The sequence below is a fragment of the Bacillus sp. PK6-16 genome, assembly GCF_056530295.1.
The window spans coordinates 2,057,347-2,078,628 of record NZ_CP096511.1; the positions used below are offsets into that span (position 1 = coordinate 2,057,347).

General features: G+C 36.3%; 22 protein-coding genes. 14 read left to right on the top strand and 8 right to left on the bottom strand.

Annotated elements, in window-relative coordinates; translation table 11 throughout:
• The first annotated feature begins 36 nt into the window (after positions 1-36).
• The 6 genes from tkt (at position 37) to M1D66_RS10610 (ending at position 8,360) form a co-directional block, all read left to right on the top strand.
• Complete coding sequence (tkt, locus tag M1D66_RS10585; RefSeq protein WP_153595160.1) at positions 37-2,031, top strand: transketolase; 1,995 nt, start codon at positions 37-39, stop codon at positions 2,029-2,031.
• A 104-nt stretch (positions 2,032-2,135) separates the two neighbouring features.
• Positions 2,136-3,029 carry a phosphogluconate dehydrogenase (NAD(+)-dependent, decarboxylating) gene (gene gnd, locus M1D66_RS10590; protein ID WP_001195925.1) on the top strand — a complete coding sequence of 298 codons (894 nt, stop codon included), beginning with the start codon at positions 2,136-2,138 and terminating at the stop codon, positions 3,027-3,029.
• 109 nt (positions 3,030-3,138) lie between these two features.
• A complete protein-coding gene (gene fsa / locus M1D66_RS10595) occupies positions 3,139-3,807 on the top strand; it encodes a fructose-6-phosphate aldolase (protein WP_000667676.1) in 669 nt (222 codons plus the stop codon).
• A gap of 387 nt (positions 3,808-4,194) precedes the next feature.
• Positions 4,195-5,520, top strand: a complete 1,326-nt coding sequence (gene gntP, locus M1D66_RS10600; protein ID WP_242555214.1) for a gluconate permease GntP — start codon at positions 4,195-4,197, stop codon at positions 5,518-5,520.
• Positions 5,521-5,629: 109 nt separating this feature from the next.
• Entirely contained in the window at positions 5,630-7,171 is a 1,542-nt protein-coding gene (gntK, locus tag M1D66_RS10605; protein WP_242555213.1) for a gluconokinase, read from the top strand.
• A 121-nt stretch (positions 7,172-7,292) separates the two neighbouring features.
• Complete coding sequence (locus M1D66_RS10610; RefSeq protein ID WP_153595162.1) at positions 7,293-8,360, top strand: lactonase family protein; 1,068 nt, start codon at positions 7,293-7,295, stop codon at positions 8,358-8,360.
• 306 nt (positions 8,361-8,666) lie between these two features.
• On the opposite strand, the gene M1D66_RS10615 is transcribed toward M1D66_RS10610, so the two are convergent.
• Positions 8,667-8,843 carry a DUF1272 domain-containing protein gene (locus tag M1D66_RS10615; protein WP_001162789.1) on the bottom strand — a complete coding sequence of 59 codons (177 nt, stop codon included), beginning with the start codon at positions 8,841-8,843 and terminating at the stop codon, positions 8,667-8,669.
• Positions 8,844-9,039: 196 nt separating this feature from the next.
• On the opposite strand from M1D66_RS10615, the gene M1D66_RS10620 reads away from it, so the two are divergent.
• On the top strand, positions 9,040-9,861 hold the full coding sequence (locus M1D66_RS10620) for a pentapeptide repeat-containing protein (RefSeq protein ID WP_000181428.1): 822 nt from the start codon (positions 9,040-9,042) through the stop codon (positions 9,859-9,861).
• Positions 9,862-9,880: 19 nt separating this feature from the next.
• On the top strand, positions 9,881-10,417 hold the full coding sequence (locus tag M1D66_RS10625; protein ID WP_242283467.1) for a hypothetical protein: 537 nt from the start codon (positions 9,881-9,883) through the stop codon (positions 10,415-10,417).
• Between the two features lie 17 nt (positions 10,418-10,434).
• Here M1D66_RS10625 and M1D66_RS10630 read toward each other — a convergent pair whose 3' ends face one another.
• The gene (locus M1D66_RS10630) at positions 10,435-11,319 is read right to left on the bottom strand and encodes a DMT family transporter (RefSeq protein WP_000814764.1); all 885 of its coding nucleotides are present in this window, start codon (positions 11,317-11,319) and stop codon (positions 10,435-10,437) included.
• A 204-nt stretch (positions 11,320-11,523) separates the two neighbouring features.
• On the opposite strand from M1D66_RS10630, the gene M1D66_RS10635 reads away from it, so the two are divergent.
• Together M1D66_RS10635 and M1D66_RS10640 are read left to right on the top strand one after the other, a co-directional pair.
• Positions 11,524-11,874 (top strand): SH3 domain-containing protein, encoded by a 351-nt coding sequence (locus M1D66_RS10635; RefSeq protein ID WP_000875289.1) that lies wholly within the window; start codon positions 11,524-11,526, stop codon positions 11,872-11,874.
• Between the two features lie 61 nt (positions 11,875-11,935).
• On the top strand, positions 11,936-12,736 hold the full coding sequence (locus M1D66_RS10640; RefSeq protein ID WP_075678122.1) for a glycosyltransferase family 2 protein: 801 nt from the start codon (positions 11,936-11,938) through the stop codon (positions 12,734-12,736).
• On the opposite strand, the gene M1D66_RS10645 is transcribed toward M1D66_RS10640, so the two are convergent.
• The 5 genes from M1D66_RS10645 to M1D66_RS10665 all read right to left on the bottom strand — a co-directional run bounded on the left by M1D66_RS10645 (position 12,705) and on the right by M1D66_RS10665 (position 17,574).
• On the bottom strand, positions 12,705-13,628 hold the full coding sequence (locus M1D66_RS10645; RefSeq protein ID WP_000758374.1) for an NAD-dependent epimerase/dehydratase family protein: 924 nt from the start codon (positions 13,626-13,628) through the stop codon (positions 12,705-12,707). The two genes, M1D66_RS10640 and M1D66_RS10645, sit on opposite strands and share 32 nt — an antisense overlap.
• Entirely contained in the window at positions 13,625-14,848 is a 1,224-nt protein-coding gene (locus tag M1D66_RS10650; RefSeq protein WP_000435778.1) for a class I SAM-dependent methyltransferase, read from the bottom strand. Before M1D66_RS10650 ends, M1D66_RS10645 begins: the two co-directional genes overlap by 4 nt.
• 12 nt (positions 14,849-14,860) lie before the next feature.
• A complete protein-coding gene (gene rfbG, locus M1D66_RS10655) occupies positions 14,861-15,916 on the bottom strand; it encodes a CDP-glucose 4,6-dehydratase (protein WP_000168654.1) in 1,056 nt (351 codons plus the stop codon).
• A 1-nt stretch (position 15,917) separates the two neighbouring features.
• Positions 15,918-16,685, bottom strand: a complete 768-nt coding sequence (gene rfbF / locus M1D66_RS10660; protein ID WP_000648807.1) for a glucose-1-phosphate cytidylyltransferase — start codon at positions 16,683-16,685, stop codon at positions 15,918-15,920.
• 115 nt (positions 16,686-16,800) lie between these two features.
• Positions 16,801-17,574, bottom strand: coding sequence for a glycosyltransferase family 2 protein (locus M1D66_RS10665; protein ID WP_000750973.1), 774 nt, complete (start codon positions 17,572-17,574; stop codon positions 16,801-16,803).
• Positions 17,575-17,836: 262 nt separating this feature from the next.
• Here M1D66_RS10665 and M1D66_RS10670 point away from each other — a divergent pair, with 262 nt between their 5' ends.
• The 4 genes from M1D66_RS10670 (at position 17,837) to M1D66_RS10685 (ending at position 20,905) form a co-directional block, all read left to right on the top strand.
• Positions 17,837-18,244, top strand: a complete 408-nt coding sequence (locus M1D66_RS10670) for a MerR family transcriptional regulator (protein ID WP_000285635.1) — start codon at positions 17,837-17,839, stop codon at positions 18,242-18,244.
• A 119-nt stretch (positions 18,245-18,363) separates the two neighbouring features.
• A complete protein-coding gene (locus tag M1D66_RS10675) occupies positions 18,364-19,692 on the top strand; it encodes a hemolysin family protein (RefSeq protein ID WP_000402258.1) in 1,329 nt (442 codons plus the stop codon).
• 52 nt (positions 19,693-19,744) lie between these two features.
• Positions 19,745-20,158 carry an ATP synthase subunit I gene (locus M1D66_RS10680; RefSeq protein WP_153595164.1) on the top strand — a complete coding sequence of 138 codons (414 nt, stop codon included), beginning with the start codon at positions 19,745-19,747 and terminating at the stop codon, positions 20,156-20,158.
• A 198-nt stretch (positions 20,159-20,356) separates the two neighbouring features.
• Positions 20,357-20,905: a DUF2179 domain-containing protein gene (locus M1D66_RS10685; protein WP_000938438.1), complete on the top strand. Its 549-nt coding sequence runs from the start codon at positions 20,357-20,359 to the stop codon at positions 20,903-20,905.
• Between the two features lie 105 nt (positions 20,906-21,010).
• Here the strand turns inward: M1D66_RS10685 and M1D66_RS10690 are convergent, their stop codons facing one another.
• On the bottom strand, positions 21,011-21,250 hold the full coding sequence (locus M1D66_RS10690) for a DUF3923 family protein (RefSeq protein ID WP_000747693.1): 240 nt from the start codon (positions 21,248-21,250) through the stop codon (positions 21,011-21,013).
• Positions 21,251-21,282 lie beyond the last annotated feature (32 nt).

The following is a 21,282-nucleotide window of genomic DNA, read 5'->3' on the forward strand; positions in this document are numbered from 1 at the left end:
CTTTCTTTCATGAAAGCATTTAGGGGGACGATTACTATGACACAAAACATAAATCAATTAGCAGTGAATACACTTCGTACGTTATCAATTGATGCTATTAATGCGGCAAATTCAGGTCATCCAGGTCTTCCGATGGGAGCAGCACCGATGGCTTATGCATTATGGGCGAATCATTTAAGTCACAATCCTAATCATCCGAAATGGTTTAACCGTGATCGATTCGTTTTATCAGCGGGACACGGATCGAGCCTACTGTATAGCTTACTTCATTTAGCTGGATATGACGTTTCAATTGATGACTTGAAAAGCTTTAGAAAGTTAAATAGTAAAACACCAGGACATCCGGAGTTTGGTCACACTTCTGGAGTTGAAGCGACGACAGGCCCGTTAGGACAAGGAATTGCGAATGCTGTCGGAATGGCAATGGCAGAAGCTCATTTGGCAGCGAAGTTCAATAAGGATGGTCACTCTATTATAGATCATAATACGTACGCTTTAGTTGGAGACGGTGACTTAATGGAGGGTGTCGCTTATGAAGCGATGTCAATGGCAGGACATATGAAACTTGGCAAGTTAATTGTACTGTATGATTCAAATGAAATTTCACTTGATGGTGAATTAAACATTGCTTTTTCTGAAGATATTCAGAAAAGAGTAGAATCTGCACATTGGCAATATGTAAGAGTTGAGGATGGAAACGATGTTGATACGATTACAAAAGCGATTCAATTAGCGAAAGACAATACGGATCAACCTACTCTTATAGAAATTAGAACCATTATAGGTTATGGAAGTCCAAAAGTTGCTGGAACGAACAAAGCACATGGTAATCCGCTTGGGGTAGAAGAAGCGACAGCGACAAAACAAGTGTATGGTTGGCATTATGAGGAAGACTTCTTTGTACCTCAAGAAGTAAAAGCTCATTTTAATGAACTGAAACAAAAAGGTATTGAAAAAGAAAATGACTGGAATGAGCAGTTCAACTCATACAGAGAAGCGAATCCTACACTGGCAGATGAATTAGAAAAAGCGATTACAGGTGAGGTTTTAATTGAAGCGAAAGACATTCTATCCTTTGATACTGAAAAAACGATTTCTACTCGTGTTGCAAGTGGGGAAGCTATTAATCATTATGTGAAATCGATTCCTTCTATTTTCGGTGGAAGTGCAGATCTTTCTCATTCTACGATGACAGATATAAAAGGTGAAGCAGTATATGCAGTAGAATCGTATGCTGGCCGCAATATATACTTCGGTGTACGTGAACATGCAATGGGCGCGGCAGCGAATGGATTGGCGCTTCATGGAGGAGTAAAACCTTTCGTAAGTACATTCTTTGTATTTAATGATTATCTTCGTCCATCGATTCGACTGGCTGCACTGCAAAAGTTACCTGTTACTTACGTATTTACACATGATTCGATTGCTGTAGGAGAAGATGGTCCAACGCATGAACCAATTGAACAATTGGCAGCGCTTCGAGCAATTCCTGGTCTAACAGTTATCCGTCCGTCAGATGCAAATGAAACAGCAAGTGCTTGGGCGTATGCTTTACAGCAAACGGATGGTCCAGTCGTTTTAGTACTGAGTCGTCAAAATTTACCGGTGTTTAATGAAACGAAAGCGAACATAGAGAATCTCTCTAAAGGAGCTTACGTATTAACAGAAACAAATGAAAATCCGGATGTAATTTTAATTGCGACAGGTTCTGAAGTATCCTTAGCTGCTAGTGCGAAAGCAAAATTAGAAGAAGATCAAGTTTCTGTTCGCATCGTTGCAATGCCGAGCTGGGAGTTATTCGATCGCCAATCGAACGAATATAAAGAATCCGTTCTTCCGTCTTCTATAACGAAACGAGTATCTCTTGAGATGGGTGTATCTCTAGGTTGGGAACGTTATGTAGGACAAGAAGGAAAAGTACTAGCAATTGAAACATTTGGAGCTTCAGGAACTGGAGCTGAAGTCATGAATCTATTTGGATTTACGACAGAAAATGTTGTTCAAATTACAAAAAATGTGTTGAATTCTTAAGCTATGACTGTGAATACCTTTCTAGATTTATCAATACTGAAGGGTATTCAAAATCGTAGTGATATGAATTTTTAATAAAAGATAATCTGAGGAGGAATTATATTATGCAAGTAGGATTAATTGGGTTAGGTAAAATGGGATTAAATTTAGGGAAAAATTTAATGGATCATAAACATGAAGTAGTAGCATTTGATTTAAATACGAGCGCAGTAGAAGAAATGAAAGAGTACGGGGCAACGGGTACATCTAGTTTAAGTGAACTTGTTCAGTCATTACAATCACCAAGAATTCTTTGGGTAATGGTACCACACGCTGTTGTTGATTCTGTTATTGATGAGGTTACACCACTTTTATCAAAAGGAGATATTTTAATTGAAGCTGGTAATTCACATTATAAAGAGTCTATCCGCCGATATGAGCAATTAAAGAAAGATGGCATTCACTTTATGGATGCAGGAACTTCTGGCGGAATGGAAGGCGCTCGTAATGGTGCTTGTTACATGATCGGAGGAGATCAAGAAGCTTGGGACATCGTTGAACCTATCTTCCGCGATACTGCTGTAGAAAATGGATTTTTATATGCTGGAAAAGCTGGTAGTGGTCACTTCTTAAAAATGGTTCACAACGGAATTGAATACGGTATGATGGCTGCTATTGGTGAAGGATTTGAGATTCTAGAGAAAAGTGAATTTGACTACGATTATGAAAAAGTATCAAGAGTATGGAACAACGGTTCAGTCATTCGCTCTTGGTTAATGGAATTAACAGAAAATGCATTTTCTAAAGATGCAAAACTGGATGAAATTAAGGGTGTTATGCATTCTTCTGGTGAAGGAAAATGGACAGTAGAAACAGCATTAGACCTTCAAACAGCAACTCCTGTTATCGCAATGTCTCTATTAATGCGCTACCGCTCATTAGACAATGATACATTTACAGGAAAAGTTGTAGCAGCTCTGCGCAATGAATTTGGCGGACATGCAGTAGAAAAGAAATAAAGTGAAACTTTAATAAGTAGGGGCTTTATTCCACACCAATCGGGCTTTTACGGGATAAGCATATTAAACATGTAACTCATCAACGTTTAAAAACTGGAGGGAATGGATCATGAAATTTTTTATTGATACTGCAAATCTTGAGGACATAAAAAAAGCATATAAACTTGGAGTTTTAGCTGGTGTTACAACAAATCCTTCTTTAGTAGCAAAAGAGGGCATTAAGTTTGAAGACCGTATTGCAGAAATTTGTCAGGCAGTGCCGAAAGTTGAATCTGTTTCGGCAGAAGTAACGCCAGATGCTGTTACAGCTGAAGAGATGATCGCTCAAGCAGAGGAACTGATTAAGATTAACGGCGGCGATGAAAAAGTTACAATAAAACTTCCGATGACGCTAGCAGGATTAGAAGCTTGTCGCTATCTTACTGAAAAAGGTGTGAAAACGAACGTTACACTTATTTTCACAGTGAACCAAGCTCTTTTAGCGGCTCGAGCAGGTGCAACGTATGTTTCTCCATTTTTAGGGCGCTTAGATGATATTTCTGAAGATGGCGTATTATTAGTTGCTAAAATTGCTGAATTATTCGATGTTCATCAATTAGATACACAAATTATTGCGGCTTCTGTTAGACATCCAGATCACGTAACTCGTGTAGCGATGGCAGGTGCTCACATTGCAACAATCCCTTATAAAGTAATTGAACAACTTGCTATGCACCCATTAACAGACCAGGGTATTGAGAAGTTTGCTGCGGATTGGGCGAAAGCTCCTAAATTATAATGCATAAAAGTGAAGGGGCTTTCCGAAAATTGCTTTTCATGAGAGGACAAATCCTAAGTAACTTCATCGTTTAAACTGGATCCTCAGTTTGTAGTCTTACTACGTGAAAACAGCAGAGAAGAAAGTGTCATTTACTTTTGAAGAAGGAAAATATGCTCGTATGAAGCATGTATAAAATAACATTATAATTATGAAAGAGAAATCCCCTTATCAGAGAGAGTAGTTAACATGTATCTCTGATAAGGGAGATTCTTTTTGTATAAATTATTATTTTGTGAAGATGATTTGTATATCGATATATAAATTCTTACTCATGAAAGAACTATATAGGTTCTCTTAATTGTATAGTAATTTTGAAAGGGTTTACATAAAGGGGTGGAACTGAGTATGAATATGTACCTTTTAATGATTACATTATTATCAATCGTAATTGTTATTTTAGGGGTGTCGTGGTGGAGATGGCATGCGTTTATTAGTTTAACGGTTGCAAGTTTGTTTTTAGCGATTATGTCTGGAATGCCAATGGATAAAATAGTGAGTGCTTATGAAACAGGAGTTGGAAGTGTTCTCGGGCATTTAGTAGGTATTTTAGTATTAGGTACAATTTTAGGGAAAATGATGGCAGAGTCAGGTGCTGGAATGCAAGTGGCAGAGTTCTTTATTAAATCCTTTGGGATAAAAAACTTACCATGGGCTATGTTAATTGCAGGTTTTATTATTGGAATCCCGGTGTTTTTTGAAGTAGGCATTTTAATATTACTGCCGTTAGTAATTTCAATTCATAAAACAACGAAACAAAATATTTTATTAATAGCATTACCAGCAATTGCTGGGCTATCTGTCGTGCACGGTCTTGTTCCTCCGCATCCAGGGGCCATAGTTGCAATTGGTATTTATAAAGCGAATCTTGGGAAGGTACTAATGTATTCACTCATTATTACATTTTTTGCAGCGATTATTGCAGGTCCTATATTTGCGAAATGGATTCACAAACGTGTAATTCCTGAAAATGAGCCAGAATTGATTCGTGTAAATACAAAATCAACGAAATTACCAGGAATAGGAGTTTCATTTTTAGTTATATTGTTACCTGTTATGTTAATGGTTTTAGCTGCAGCAGCTCCTTATGTGCCTCTTTCTAATACTTTGATGAAGATTATCACATTAATCGGTAGTCCTATCATTGCACTATTGATTGCATGTTTTGCGGCGTTCTATTTTCTTGGATTTCGTCAAGGTATCGATAAAAAAGCTATTAAGAAGATAACAGAAGATAGCTTATTACCAATCGGTTCAATTGTTGCGATTATTGGTGCCGGCGGGGGTTTTAAGCAAATTCTTATCGATAGTGGGGTAGGGAATGCTATTGCTCAAATGTCTGAACATTTAGCTCTATCTCCAATTGTATTAGCATTTATAGTAGCTGGTTTAATTCGAATTGCGACAGGGTCAGCGACAGTCGCCTTAACAACAGCAGCGGGTATCATTTCGCCAATCGTTGAAAATACAACAGGTGTGAACTTAGAATTACTCGTTATTGCAACAGGTGCAGGAGCATTAATGTTTTCACACGTAAACGATGCTGGTTTTTGGATGGTAAAAGAATACCTAGGTTTAACAGTGAAAGAAACATTTAAAACATGGACAGTATTAGAAACGTTACTTTCATTTATCGCTTTTGGAGGCGTTTTACTACTCGATATGTTTGTTTAAGATAAAGATGTTTCTATTTAGATAATTGTGGCATACAACGTTATCAATAGATAAAAGGAATGTATTTTTATGGTGGGATACTGTAACAATTTTTTGTTAGGAGGAAGAAATGGTGAGCTCAAAATATATGATTGGTGTAGATATTGGGACAACTAGTACAAAATCAGTTCTATTTTCTACTGATGGATCTGTCATTGCTAGTCATGGAATTGAATATCCTTTATATTCTCCTACGCCTGAAACAGCAGAACAAGACCCAGAAGAAATTTTTCGTGCAGTAATACATACGATTAAAGAAACTGTACGATCAAGTAGTGTACAGCCAAGTGATATTCTTTGTGTCTCTTTTAGTTCGGCAATGCATAGTATCATTGCTGTAGATGAAAAGGGAAAGCTGTTAACGAGATGTATCACTTGGGCAGATAATAGAAGTGCAAGCTGGGCGGAGAAAATAAAGAATGATATGAATGGTCACGAAATTTACCTTCGTACTGGGACACCAATTCATCCGATGTCACCACTTTCGAAATTAGTTTGGCTACAGAATGAGAAGGCAGAGTTATTCGCAAAAAGTTATAAATTCATTTCTATTAAAGAATATGTTTTTTACAAGTTATATAAAAAGTATGTAATTGATTATTCTATAGCATCAGCAACAGGGATGTTTAATTTAAAATCTTTAAAATGGGATGAAGAGGCTTTATATGTTGCGGGAATTACAGATGAAAAGCTTTCAAAGCTTGTTCCAACAACGCACAGTTTAACAGGATTAGATGAAGAGCTTGCCAAAGAGATGAATGTACCTGTTTCTACGCCTTTTGTAGTAGGAGCGAGTGATGGAGTACTATCTAATTTAGGGGTAAATGCAATAGATCCTGGCGTTGTGGCTGTTACAATTGGTACAAGCGGTGCGATTCGTGCTGTAACAAATCGTCCTGTAACAGATCCAAAAGGGAGAATCTTTTGTTATGCGTTAACTGAAGACCATTGGGTAATCGGTGGTCCAGTTAATAACGGTGGTATGATTTTCAGATGGGCTCGTGACCAATTGGGTACTTCAGAGATTGAACTTGCGAAGCGTTTAGGAAAAGATCCATATGAAGTACTTACTGAAATAGCAGCAAAAGTGAATCCGGGATCTGATGGGTTATTATTTCATCCTTATTTAGCAGGAGAAAGAGCTCCTTTATGGAATGCAAATGCACGAGGATCATTTTTTGGACTCGGATTGTACCATAAGAAAGAACATCTTATCCGTGCAGTTTTAGAAGGGGTAATTTATAACTTATATACCGTTCTTCTCGCTTTAAAAGAACTCATTGGCGAACCGAAAAAAATTCAAGCGACAGGCGGCTTTGCAAGGTCGGAACTTTGGAGACAGATGATGGCGGATATTTTCCATCAAGACGTATATGTTCCTGAAAGTTTCGAAAGCTCTTGCTTAGGAGCTGCAATCCTCGGTTTATATAGTTTAGGTGAAATAGATACATTATCCGTAGTTTCTGAAATGGTAGGTGCAGATTTTCATCATGAGCCAAACATGGAAAGTGTGGAAAAATATAAAGATTTAACGCCAATCTATATTCGTCTGTCCCGTCAATTGGAAGAAGAATATGAAAGTATAGCAGCGTATCAAAAAAAGTGGGTTTAAAAGTTATTTACCAAGAAAATATGGTAACGTATAAAGAGGTACTCCGATTTTTTTTGGATACTCTTTCAACATAAAATATGTTAAGAAGTATGATGAACGAAAAATATAGGGAGAGAGGGTTATGAAAATGAAGGATAACAAAGAGTTTATTGGATATGTTGGAACATACACGAAAGAAAATAGTGAAGGAATATATAAGTTTACGTTAGATGTAGAAGCAAAAAAAATTAGTAATGTAACACTTGCCGCTAAGCTGGATAACCCTACATATGTAACGATTAACCGAAATAATGAATATCTTTATTCTGTTGTTAAGGAAGGCGAATCTGGCGGTGTAGCTGCTTATTCCATTGATAGTCATACTGGAGAACTAAAAGCGAAAAATAGACAAGTAGTAGAAGGTGCTTCTCCTTGTCATATTAGTGTTGATAGTGGGAATCATACAGTAGTTACAGCGAATTACCATAAAGGAACGATTGAGTCTTTTGAAATAAATGAAGAAAATGGAACTGTAAATCCTGCTTCATCTATTATGGCACATGAAGGTTCAGGTCCGAATAAAGAAAGACAAGAAAAACCACATGCACATTACGCGGGGTACACTCCTGATGAAAAATATGTAGTGGGCGTTGATTTAGGGATAGATAAAATAATTACGTATGAAGTAAAAGATAGTACATTAATAGAAGTGAATAGCCTGTCTGTGAATCCAGGAAGTGGACCAAGACACATTGCTTTTCATCCAAATGGAAAATACGCTTATGTAATGACGGAGCTTAGTTCAGAGGTTATTGCGCTAACATATAACTCGGAAGAAGGATCCTTTACAGAATTACAGTATATTTCTACTCTTCCAGAACAATTTGATGAAAATAGTCAAGGCAGTGCTATCCATATTTCTTCTGACGGCCGCTTTGTATATGCAGGTAATCGTGGTCATAATAGTATCGCTGTTTATAGCGTAGATCAAAACTCAGGCCAGCTTACATTTGTGGAACATACATCTACAGAAGGAAATTGGCCAAGAGACTTTGTATTAGATCCTACTGAAAAGTTTCTTGTTGCTACAAATGAAAAGTCACATAATCTTGTGTTATTTTCAAGAGATGAATCTACAGGTAAGTTAACACTTTTACAATCTGATGTTGTTGTGCCAGAGCCTGTTTGTGTGAAGTTTTTAAATGCTTAAGTTGTGTTGAAGCTGAATGCATGCAGAGGTGTCGTTATTTGTCGGTAAGTCGATATCCTTTGTCGAAACGTCGATATATTAAAAAAATCGTTGATATATTTGAAGTTGTGTTCGATATATTAAAAAAATCGTTGATATATTTGAAGTTGTGTTCGATATATTAAAAAAATCGTTGATATATTTGAAGTTGTGTTCGATATATTTGAAAAATCGTTGATATATTTGAAGTTGTGTTCGATATATTTGAAAAATCGTTGATATAATTTCATATGCCTAAAAAAAAGCAAAGCGATATCGCTTTGCTTTTTACTGTTTCTTTTTCGGTCTACGTACTAACTCGCCGCCGCAGTTTGGACAAACGTTATGTCTTTCTTCTGTACATGGTGCGCAAAATGTACATTCATATACACAAATGTATGCTTCAGAATCTTGTTCGAGCGATTGATCGCAAATTTGACAGTTTGTTTTCATTTCTAGTGCCATAATAAGTCTCCTTTTTAGTTAGAAAATTTATAATTTAATTATAATTCGTTAAATAGAAATAGTCCTTTTCAATTGAAAGGAAATCGAATGATAAAGTTATGAATTGAAACGAAAGATGCTGGTTTATTTTAAAATTGATTATTTATTACAGTTGGAATATTATGAAATAGTCAAAAGACAACAGGGGGTATAGATTTTGACTAATCATAACGATCATTTAAAAGCAAACTGCGAAAAATGCTTCGGTCTATGTTGCGTTGCATTACCGTTCGCAGCATCGGTAGATTTTGCAGTGAATAAAGATGGTGGTAAACCATGTTCCAACTTACAATCAGATTTTAAATGTAGTATACATAAAAATCTTAGAGGAAAAGGTTATAAAGGTTGTACAGTATTTGAGTGTTTCGGTGCTGGACAGAAGATTTCTCAGGGTACGTTTAAAGGGATTGATTGGCGGAAAGATGCAAAGCATGCAAGAAAAATGTACGATGCTTTTCCAGTTATGCATCAACTTCATGAAATGCTTTGGTATTTGAATGAGGCGATTCTTTTAAAGGCAACACAGCCAATTCATAAAGAGCTGGAGAACGCAATTGAGGAGACAGAGCGACTTTCGAATTTAAATCCAGATGAGTTAATGAAAATAAATGTTCCAATGCATAGGGCAGAGGTGAACATTCTCCTTTTAGAAACGAGCGAACTAGTATGGAAGGAAATGAATACTGCGCGTAAGAAACGAATCATTCACCGCGGAGCAGACCTTATGGGAGCGAATCTGAAAAAGAAAAATTTACAAGGTGCAAATTTAAGAGGAGCTTATTTAATTGCGGCTAACTTAAATGGTGCAGATTTAAGAGGAGCAGATCTCATCGGAGCAGATTTGCGAGATGCAGATATTCGCGGGGCTGATTTTACTAATAGTATTTTTCTGACGCAAGTTCAAGTTAATGCTGCGAGAGGGGATAAGCATACGAAATTACCGAAATTATTGTCTCGTCCATCGCATTGGAGTGCGTAAAGAGTGAGGAGTGTTTAGTGTGGATATATTTCAGTATTTAGAAGAGATGCAAGAGGATGTCTTTTCGTTAGCAGTAGAGCAAATAGAAGCGAAGTATTATGATATTTGTTGCGTGTTGGCGTCTACAGAATGTGCAGAGCGAATTAAAGTAATTGATTTAGAGTCATATAAGGAAAGTATTCGAGTAGGTTTGGATACAACTGTAGAAAGGGCTACTAATGAAGAAGCAAAAGCGATTTATTTTGAGTATGACCTTGATAACGAATGGGATAGTCAGTTCTATATTTGTGAGGAGTATTTTCTAATGGAAGAAGAGGATGACGATTGGGCATCTGAATGGACATATAATATTGAGGGGCCGGGGTCTGTAGAATTAGCAGATATGTATACTGAAAATGGCTTTGACACAAGTGAAAAAGCAGTCGGTATAACTTTATATTTAATTGCTAAAACGCTGTGTAGTTTTATAAGTGTACGTAGTGAAGTGCAAAGTAATATACCGATTTGTATTGGTTTTCACGACCAAGATCCAATTATGCGAACAGGCAGAGACTAAGAAGCTCTGCCTGCTTTTTATTTCTTTTCAAAAGTAGTAATGAAAACGCTACATATAATGAGAATACCACCAATGAAAAAGTTACTATTTAATGTCTCATTTAATAAGAGCCAGCCAAGTAATGATCCAACGATAGGTTGGAAGAAGAAAAATAAGGAACCGATGCTTGCATCCATTAATTCTAATCCTTTATTCCAAAGGAAAAAGGCACCTGCTGTTGAGACGATTCCTAAGTATAATACGCCTAATATTACGTACGTATTTACTGTTCCGATAGAGGATGTTTGTAGTTCCCATATCATAAAAGGTGTAATAAAAAAGAGTGAAAAGAATATGGCATACGTTGTAATAACTAAAGATGAAAATCGAGCTGAAGCGGTTTTTACATAAATAGATAGTAAAGCCCACGTAATAGCGGCTCCAACTAAAATGATTGTTCCGATAAAATAATAGCCAATTTCAATGTCCCATCCGATTACGATAATGACACCGATTGTCGCTATTATAGTAGATAAAAGTCTACGAGCAGTTAGTTTCTCTTTCAAAATGAGCGCTGCAAATATAACCATAAATGCAGGTGTAGCTGATGTAACTAACGAGCCTGTATGAGCGTCGGATAATTTTGTTCCGATAAATTGGCATGTGATCGAAATGAAATAGCCGATAAATCCAATCCAAGCGAAGAGGAGCCAATCTTTTTTGCGAATGGTTACTTTTTTCTTTTGCTTTTTCTCAGCTAGTTTTAAAATGCCATACAAAACAACAAAAGCGATAATAAAGCGTAGCCAAACGAGTGTTAGTGGTGGGATAAAATCGAGTACGTATTTGCTAACAACATACATACCGCCCCATATACTTGCTGCTAGTGATAAATATATAGCTCCTAAAATTGTTTGTTTCATGTAAAGTACCTCCGTCTATTTTTAGGGTATTATGAGTTCCCTAAGACGAGGCGTAGTGTATGTGTTATATGATTGCCCGTCTTAGTTTATAGACGGCCTACAGGTTGATCGTTTTCGAATGAAGTGTTGTAGTACATGCGTGTATGCTCCTTTCTATTTTTATAATGATATTATAACTTAATTTTCTGATTATTGGAGGTTGTTATGAAATATATCGTTATAAAATCACATGTTAGCAATTATCCTAATCCAATTCGCTTAGAAGAGGGGGATGTAGTGAAAATGATAGAGAGTTACGCTGGTCCGGAAAACTGGGAAAACTGGATGTTTTGTCACGAAGAGAAGTATAACCGGAAAGGATGGGTTCCGGAGCAAATTATAAGAAAAGATATGAATGGAACAGGAATTATTATAAAACAATATACTGCGAAAGAATTAAATGTGAGTATTGGAGAAAGATTGATCGGATTAGAAGAATTGAATGGATGGGTTTGGTGCGAAGGAAGAGATGGTGAGAAGGGCTGGGTACCAAAGGAAAACTTACAAAAATATTAATAATAATATTTGATCAATAATTAGGAAACATATTTTTGCTTATGAGTATATTGGTTGTAGGATAAAAAGTAGATTAATAGAGAAAGAGGAGGAGATTATTATAACTACAACCGTTATTTCACATTTTTACAATGAAGAGTATTTATTGCCATGGTGGCTTATGCATCATACGAAACTTTTTGATCATGGTATTTTAATTAATAAAGGTTCAACAGATCGTTCCGTTGAGATTTGTAAAAAATTCGCACCGCATTGGGAGGTGCGAGATTCTGTAAATCCAGAGTTTGATGCATATGCGACAGATCATGAAGTGATGAGGATAGAACAAGAAGTACAAGGATGGAAAATGATTTTAAATACGACTGAGTTTCTTTGCGTGCAAGATAAAAATCAGTTTTGGAAATCGCTAAATGAATTGGGGGGGAGGATGTATTGGCTGGACGGGCTTATTATGGTTGATGATCCTAACTACAACTATCCTGACCTTAACTTTGGAATACCTTTAATGAAACAGCGATTTCATGGTTATTTACCAGAAGATTGGCCGTTATGGAGAAGAGGTAGATTTATTCATAATCATGAGCATGGAAGTTATACGGTTGGAAGACATTTATCTGCGCATGAATCGATGATTTATCCACCTCTTGCTTGTATATTATGGTTTGGATTTAGTCCGTGGAACGATGTGATGAGAAAGAGAAAGTTACAAATTGGTCCGACTCTTTCTGAAGCTAGTAAGCATGGGGGAATGGGGACGCACCATATTATTACGCCGGAAAGATTAGAAGAATGGTATAAGGAATTAGCGAGAGGAACGAAGGATTTACGTTTTAGTGACGTATATCGTTATGTTTTTGTATAAATGATTCCCACCATAAAATTGTTTCTTCTATTCCTGTATTTAAATCGTATGTTGGTTTCCAGTTTACTTCAGTTTTTAAACGTTCTACACTAACGCCGACGAATAAAGGTTCATCCTTAGAGAAAGGAATCGCGTCTAGTTTAATTAAATGTTCTTTTCCTATCTTTTTAGCGATGATAGAAGCTAGTTCTTTAATTTGTACAGATTGACCTGAAGCGATATTGATGGTGCCTGTAACGCCATGTTCTAATACTGTTACGAGAGCGTCAGCGACGTCACTCACATGGAGGAAATCTCTCGATTGTTTTCCATGTGTACATAGTGCTTCCTCATTTTTTAATAAGGAAGTAATAATGTTAGAAACGAGCCGATTACCTTGTTCGTGAGGTCCATACATATGAAAAATGCGGCCCCAACACATGCTGAGGCCTGTTTGTTGTGCATACGTTTCTAGCCAGGAGTGCAGTGCGTTTTTACATAAAGAATACGGGGTTTTATAGGAAAGGAGCGGTGAATCTTCAAATAATACGCCGTTAAACCATTCGTATTCTGCGCCAGTACCTGCAACTACAACACGCTTTCCACCGCATATTGTGAAGTGTTGAATCAATGAAATACTAGACTTTAGCCAATAGTAATTATTAATAGATATATAGCATGCTGGTGGCACTGCTTCCCAAGCAAGGTGAATGAGATGGCTAGGCTGAACATCCGAAATGAATTGTTTTACTTCGTCATCGCGAAGCAAGTTTACTTTATGCCAATGGCAAGGGAGGTGAGAGGGGTTATTTTTATTATACGTGGCGTGCACTTCATATCCCTTTTGTATAAGTGAATGTACAACATATTTACCTATCCAGCCACTACCACCTGTTACAACAACTTTCTTCATGGCTCGATCACCTCAACTTCTGGAACCGTCACTAAAAATTTACCGCCCCATTCACGAATGAAAGAGCATTCTTTCATAATTTCGTCTTTCAAATTCCAAGGAAGTATGAAAATGTAATCCGGTTTTGTACGTTTAATTTCTGCTGGAGATTTTACTGGAATACGAGTTCCTGGTAAAAGGAGATTTTGTTTGTGAGGATTTTTATCTACTGTATAAGCTAGAAATTCTTTACCTATCCCGCAATAATTCAAAAGGGTGTTTCCTTTAGCTGGAGCACCGTAACCGATAATTTGTTTGTTTAAAACTTTCGCTTCAATAAAAAACTTTAAAATATTTATTTTCAATTGTTCGATGCGTTTAGAAAAAAGGAGATAGTAATCTAAAGTATCTAACCCATGATCGACTTCTTTTTGAATTAATTTTGTAACATTGGAATGGATAGTTGATTGGGCACTTAGATGGTTTACAAAAATCCGTAAGGAACCACCATGCGTTGAAAGTTCTTCTACATCAATAATTTTTAAATGATGATAACTTAAAACTTTTTGAAGGCTTATAAGTGAGAAGTAGGAGAAGTGTTCATGGTAGATGGTATCAAATTGGTTAAAGGATATAAGGTTTAATAAGTGTGGGAATTCAATTGTTATCGTGCCATCACGTTTTAATAGTGTTTTTAAACCAGCGACAAAATCATGCAAGTTCGGAACGTGTGCTAATACGTTATTTGCGACGATTAAATCAGCTTGTGGCAATTTTTTTGCTAAGTCATTACTGAAAAAATTTACATGAGTAGGAATTCCTTTTTTGATAGCAATTTCTGCTACGTTTTTCGCGGGTTCAATTCCCAATGTCTCGATATTTTCTTTTTTAAAGTATTGTAATAAGTACCCATCGTTACTTGCGATTTCAATCACTTTTGAATGTTTCGTTAAGTTGAAACGCTTAATCGCCATTTCTACGTATTGTTTAGCGTGTAGTAGCCAACTTGAGGAGTAAGAGCTGAAGTATAAATAGTTATGAAAAATATTTTGTGGGGATTCAAATTCATCTAGCTGTACGAGTAAACAAGAGTTACAAACAAATGTGTGCAGCGGATAAAAAGGTTCCATTTTATATGAGCTTTCAGGAGCTACAAATGAATTAGCAAGAGGGGAAACGCCCAAATCTAAAAAAGTGTTGGTTAGTAATGAGTGGCAAAAACGGCATTTTTTCTGTTCCATTTTATAGCCCCCTTATAAATTTTTGAATGCATCGATTTGTTGTCGTGTGAAAGATTCTATATTTTCACCAGATGCATATTTTTTGTACCAATCAACAGTCCAAGCGATAGCATCATCTGTTGATAACTTAGGAGTCCAGCCGAGTTTGTTTACTGCTTTTGTACTATCGAGTGTTAAAACAGGTGATTCATAAGGAGTATTTGTAGAGGAGGAAATGATTGTTAGTGGGTTATTCCATAATTTTATTACAGATTCAATGACATCATGAACGGTTCTGTTAGGTTCATTCATTGGGCCGAAATTCCACGCTTCTGCATATTTAGCATCATTCCAAAGTTTCTCAGCTAAAAGGATATAGCCATGTAGAGGATCTAAAACATGTTGCCACGGACGGACGGCATATTTGTTTCGAATACACAAAGTATGATTGTGCAAATATGCCCGAATGATATCAGGGAATAATCGGTCTTCTGCCCAATCACCACCGCCGATGACGTTACCAGCTCTGACTGAGGCGAGTTTCTGGGTATTAGTGCGGAAGAATGATTTTTGATAGGATGTTGCCGCTATTTCAGCGCAAGCTTTACTAGCGCTATAAGGATCGAAACCTCCTAGTCGGTCATTTTCCACGAACGCTCGGTCGCCACTACCGTCATTCTCATAACATTTATCGCTTGTCACATTAATAATGGCACGTACGCTTTCGACGGACTTTGCTGCTTCTAGCACGTGGACAGTACCTAAAACATTCGTTTTGAATGTATCGATAGGATTTTTGTATGAAGCGGTTACGATTGGCTGAGCTGCTAAATGAAATATTATGTCAGGTTTATGCTGCTTCATGGCATGAAATAAAGAATGGTAATCTGTAATATCGCCTTTCATTGTCGTGCACTCTTTTGCTACGTTACCTTGTTCAAAAATGTTAGGAATGGATGGGGGATGAGAAGAAAAGCCTACTACTTCTGCACCTAAAGAACTTAAGAAAAGGGTGAGCCAGGAGCCTTTAAATCCAGTATGTCCTGTAATAAATACTTTTTTCTTATTCCAAAAAGATGATGAAGCCATATTACCAAACCTTCCACGGAGCGTTATTACTTTCCCATAGCTCGACTAATTTATTTTTATCGCGCAATGTATCCATCGGATGCCAAAAACCAGAATGTTGATATGCGGCCAATTCATTTTTGTTTACTAACTGAACTAAAGTGTCTGTTTCAAAAACAGACTTATCTCCACTAATGTAATTGAAAACTTCAGGATTTAAAACGAAAAATCCACCGTTAACCCATCCGCCATCACCTAATGGTTTTTCTTGAAAAGATGTTACAGACTGTTTATCTAATATGAGAGAACCAAATCTACCAGGAGGTTGTACGGCAGTAACAGTAGCCATTTTTCCATGTTTTTTATGGAATGTAATAAGTTCTTTTATATTTACATTACTTAATCCATCACCATAAGTGAGGCAGAAAGGTTCGTCTCCGACATAATTTTGAATCTTTTTCACTCGGCCACCCGTTTCGGTATTTACACCAGTATCGATTAGTGTAACTTTCCATGGTTCTACACGATGAGAATGGCTAGTAATTGTATTATCGTTTAACTGTATTGTGAAATCAGACATGTGTAAGTTGTAATTTAGAAAGAACTCTTTAATTGCATATCCTTTATAGCCTAAGCAAATAATAAACTCAGTAATCCCGTAATGACTATACAAACTCATAATGTGCCATAGAATGGGTTTTGTTCCAATTTCAATCATAGGTTTCGGTTTTAAATGTGTTTCTTCCCCAATTCTTGTACCGTACCCACCAGCAAGAATAACAGCTTTCATTTTTTCCTCCTAAAATAAAAATTTATTATTTATACAGTATTCATGTTTTATGCAAATGAGATTGTTTTTGATTAAGTGAATGAAAATGTTTGAGGTGATGACGATGCAGAAAATATTACGGTTTGAATTTTGGAAATAATTCTTGATATTCAGGGTTATGACGGAGGTCTTGTGTTAGGTTACTAAGCTCTAAAAAACGTATGTCCAGTACTTCAGGAGATTGACCGTAATGTGTTTGAAGTCCCATTTGAACACCCCTTTTTGAAAGGGTAGGTGTAATTTGTAATTTTCTTGCCTTTGATTGTTCATTCCAAGGGCTAAAATAAAATTTTAAAATAAATGAAGGATAGTCATAAATTATATATCCGTGCCGCGAATGATGTCTACCAGGTAAATATGCACCGTCTAGATGATTGTGAATAAATCTCCAAGCACATCCGAGATTTGGGTTATAAGGGAAGACACCGTGGTATCGCTGTTCTACTAAGGGGATAGAATATCTAGGCTTTGAATAATTATAATTATGATTATCTATCATTAAAATCATTCTAATCGCATACATGTTTTGGCCTAGTGTATGAAGAGATGAAAAAAATTCTTCAGTATTATTACAACAAAAGAATTCAGTAGTATTTAAAACGATTTTCCAACCTGAAACTTCTCTTTCAATTTCCATCACTTCAATATCAGTATTAGTTGGATCAAACTCAAGAAATCTTGAATTTCGTACTTCCCAGTGGGGTGCTAATAGTTTACAAATCTCTACGGAACGATCTGTAGACCCTCTATTAATTAAAATGCCGTGATCGAATATTTTCGTGTGATGCATAAGCCACCATGGAAGTAGGTATTCTTCATTATAAAAATGAGAAATGATTGTCTTTTTCATATTAATTCCCTCCTATACAAGCAATCATTATTAGTAGGATATGCTTTTAAATAAGAAAGGTTAAAAGTGGCAGACAATGTAGTGATTAGGTAGTAGTTTAGTAATTTTATTGTATAAGTGTAGATTACTTGTATTGAATCATCATAGGAGGAGATTGGAATTTTGTATAAATTGTGAATAATAAACCGTCACGTTTGACTGTACAGTTTATGTGTTGTATGATGTAAGTAATATAAACAAGGGGGGGAAGATCGTTGGGAAGGTGTATCGAATCGGACAGTTGGCTCTCATGGCTCACGTGTCGAAACGAACGATTGATTATTATACGAATCTAGGTATCTTAAAAGCGGAGCGATCTCAATCTAATTATCGCTATTACGACGAAACAGCATTTGAGACATTACAATTTATTGAGAAGTGCAAAGAAATGCATATGCCGCTTTGTGAGATTAAAGAGAAAATCGAGGAGAAGAAGAAGCTGCTCGGTATCAATGAACACGTTTCGAAACAAGTGAATGAAGTGACAGACCATATTCATCAATTAGAAGTGGAGCTTACTGAGTTAAAGCCGCTTTTAGATGGATTGACTGATTCACAACGTGAAAAAATATCGAAATCTTTATCTGGTCAAACGACAGCTTTAATACAGACACTTGCTCTATTATTATAGAATAAGTGAAATCCGACCTCTTTAATTTTTGTATCGGGCTATGTTTTCTAACAAACAAATAAGAAAACATTATAGTATACAGGAGGTGGACACCTTAGTTTTTTAACTAAGGGGATTCATTGGAAATATTTAATTTAGTCATGGTTGCGATTTTAATCGCATTTACTGGATTTTTCGTAGCAGCAGAGTTTGCGATTGTAAAGATACGTTCAAGCCGTATCGATCAGCTTGTTGCGGAAGGAAAACGCGGTGCTTTAGCAGCGAAAAAGGTAACAACAAATTTAGATGAATATTTATCTGCTTGTCAATTAGGTATTACAGTTACAGCTATGGGATTAGGTTGGTTAGGTGAACCGACAATTGAAAAGTTATTACACCCGTTATTTGAGAAATGGAACTTAAATCCTTCTATTTCATCAGTATTAACATTTGGTCTTGCTTTTATGATTATGACGTATTTACACGTTGTAGTAGGGGAATTAGCTCCGAAAACGATGGCAATTCAAAAGGCTGAAAGGGTAACGTTATTATTGGCAGGTCCATTAATGATGTTCTATAAAGTAATGTATCCATTTATTTGGGTATTGAACGGTTCAGCTCGTGTGATAACTGGTTTATTCGGTTTAAAGCCAGCTTCAGAACATGAAGTAGCTCATACAGAAGAAGAATTACGTCTTATCCTTTCAGATAGCTATGAAAGTGGTGAAATTAATCAAGCTGAATACAAGTATGTAAATAACATTTTTGAATTTGATAATCGTATTGCAAAAGAGATTATGGTACCGCGAACAGAAATCGTTGGTTTCTACCTGGAAGATTCAGTAGAAGAACACATGAAAGTGATCCAAAATGAGCGATACACACGTTATCCGATTTTTGGAGAAGATAAAGATGATATTATCGGTATGGTCAACGTAAAAGATTTCTTTATTCGATATATGACCGAGGATCAAAAAGATTTATCATCTATTCGCTCGTATATGCGTCCGATTATTGAAGTGATGGAAACGACTCCAATTCACGATTTATTACTTCAAATGCAGAAGAAGCGAATTCCGATGGCTGTTTTATATGATGAGTACGGAGGAACAGCCGGAATTGTAACGCTTGAAGATATCTTGGAGGAAATCGTCGGCGAAATTCGTGACGAATATGATGAAGATGAAGCACCGCCAATTCAACATGTGAACGAGCAACATATCATTGTTGATGGAAAAGTGCTTATCTCAGAAGTGAAAGATTTATTTGGATTACACATCGAAGAAGATGATGTGGATACAATCGGTGGATGGATTATGATGCAAAATCATGAAATCGAAGAAGGACAACACGTTGAGGCGGAAGGTTATGAATTTAAAGTGTTAGAAAAAGACGCTTACCAAATTAAACGTGTTGAAATTCGTAAGATGGAACAAGAACAAGAAGAAGAGAAAGCAGCAACTGTGTAAGTTGCTGCTTTTCTTCTAAAGTACAAAAAATGAGAACTTAGGAGCGGATATTTTGATTCAAGAAGCCTTACGTGTATATCGATTACAATTGTATGTGATCTTTAGTGGTTTACTACTTATGTGGACGATTACTCCGTTTGGAAAACAAGTGACAGGGTTCGGTATTGGATTAGCAGTAAGCGCCTATTGTCTTTGGTTATTAGCTCGCAGAGTGGAGAAACTCGGAAAAAGTATCGTAATGAAGGAAAAGGCTCCTGGATTAGGAGTTTTAAACCGATTTGCAGCTGCTATTTTAGGAGCTATCATCATGTATGAAATTGAGCATGAAATGGAAATGTGGGCATTCGGTACAGGTATTTTAGGTGGTCACTTTTTAATGATTGCAAATTTAGCGTATGCAAATATGCAGTTAGTGAAAGAAGAAGAGAAGCAAAGAGAACATGCTTCGAAAAAAATAGAGCTATGATGAAAGGGACCTAATCAGGTTCCTTTTTTAGTTTAGCGATATGATACAAGTAATCAAATTAACGACAAATATAATACGCTTCTTTTTTGCGTTTTTCAATAGTATGAAAAATAATAAAAAAATTTTAAAAAACCCATCGATTTCTAAAGGTTATGTATGTTATTATGACAAAAGACTTTTTGAAAGAGGTGGATACCAATGTTACAAGCGCTACTTATTTTTGTGCTTCAAATTATTTACGTTCCAATATTAACAATCCGTACGATTTTGCTTGTAAAGAATCAAACAAGATCCGCTGCTGGTGTTGGATTGTTAGAAGGAGCTATTTACATTGTCAGTTTAGGTATTGTGTTTCAAGATTTATCAAATTGGATGAACATCGTTGCCTATGTCATTGGCTTTAGTGCGGGACTGTTATTAGGCGGTTATATAGAGAATAAATTAGCAATTGGTTATATTACGTATCAAGTTAGTTTACTAGACCGTTGTAATGAATTAGTAGATGAATTACGTCACTCTGGATTTGGCGTTACAGTATTTGAGGGCGAAGGTATTAATTCTATACGTTATCGCTTAGATATCGTCGCAAAGCGTTCTAGGGAGAAAGAGCTTTTAGAAATCATTAATGAAATTGCACCGAAAGCGTTTATGTCTTCGTATGAAATTCGCTCGTTTAAGGGTGGATATTTAACGAAGGCGATGAAGAAAAGAGCGTTAATGAAAAAGAAAGATGAACATGCATCGTAAAAAAGAGGAGTAGTGCTGCATTAAAAGTGCAGTATAAGTCCAAATGTAAAAGGGAGGAATCTATTTTGATGTAGATTCCTCTCTTTTTTATTGTTAATTGAAAAACTAAATCGTATAATTATTTTTTCTACTCATCCTCAAATTAATGATTAGCCATATAATTTGAAAAAATACCGGTATGATAAACGCGATTAATATAACGATAAGTGATATGGACTTAATTTCAGGTGTTTGAATAACACCAGCACCATCGACCTCTCGTAACCAAATAATAGCGGCCCATATTCCAAAAACGATAATCCAAAATAGGTTACCAATCCACCAAGAAATCCATCGTTTTTTCATGTTAGCACCCCTTACATTTATCTACTGTTAAA

Excerpts from the sequence above, each read along its gene's own strand:
- tkt (WP_153595160.1), top strand. The coding sequence starts at position 37 with ATGACACAAAACATAAATCAATTAGCAGTGAATACACTTCGTACGTTA.
- gnd (WP_001195925.1), top strand. The coding sequence starts at position 2,136 with ATGCAAGTAGGATTAATTGGGTTAGGTAAAATGGGATTAAATTTAGGG.
- fsa (WP_000667676.1), top strand. The coding sequence starts at position 3,139 with ATGAAATTTTTTATTGATACTGCAAATCTTGAGGACATAAAAAAAGCA.
- gntP (WP_242555214.1), top strand. The coding sequence starts at position 4,195 with ATGAATATGTACCTTTTAATGATTACATTATTATCAATCGTAATTGTT.
- gntK (WP_242555213.1), top strand. The coding sequence starts at position 5,630 with ATGGTGAGCTCAAAATATATGATTGGTGTAGATATTGGGACAACTAGT.
- M1D66_RS10610 (WP_153595162.1), top strand. The coding sequence starts at position 7,293 with ATGAAAATGAAGGATAACAAAGAGTTTATTGGATATGTTGGAACATAC.
- M1D66_RS10615 (WP_001162789.1), bottom strand. The coding sequence starts at position 8,843 with ATGGCACTAGAAATGAAAACAAACTGTCAAATTTGCGATCAATCGCTC.
- M1D66_RS10630 (WP_000814764.1), bottom strand. The coding sequence starts at position 11,319 with ATGAAACAAACAATTTTAGGAGCTATATATTTATCACTAGCAGCAAGT.
- M1D66_RS10635 (WP_000875289.1), top strand. The coding sequence starts at position 11,524 with ATGAAATATATCGTTATAAAATCACATGTTAGCAATTATCCTAATCCA.
- M1D66_RS10645 (WP_000758374.1), bottom strand. The coding sequence starts at position 13,628 with ATGAAGAAAGTTGTTGTAACAGGTGGTAGTGGCTGGATAGGTAAATAT.
- M1D66_RS10650 (WP_000435778.1), bottom strand. The coding sequence starts at position 14,848 with ATGGAACAGAAAAAATGCCGTTTTTGCCACTCATTACTAACCAACACT.
- rfbG (WP_000168654.1), bottom strand. The coding sequence starts at position 15,916 with ATGGCTTCATCATCTTTTTGGAATAAGAAAAAAGTATTTATTACAGGA.
- rfbF (WP_000648807.1), bottom strand. The coding sequence starts at position 16,685 with ATGAAAGCTGTTATTCTTGCTGGTGGGTACGGTACAAGAATTGGGGAA.
- M1D66_RS10665 (WP_000750973.1), bottom strand. The coding sequence starts at position 17,574 with ATGAAAAAGACAATCATTTCTCATTTTTATAATGAAGAATACCTACTT.
- M1D66_RS10685 (WP_000938438.1), top strand. The coding sequence starts at position 20,357 with ATGTTACAAGCGCTACTTATTTTTGTGCTTCAAATTATTTACGTTCCA.
- M1D66_RS10690 (WP_000747693.1), bottom strand. The coding sequence starts at position 21,250 with ATGAAAAAACGATGGATTTCTTGGTGGATTGGTAACCTATTTTGGATT.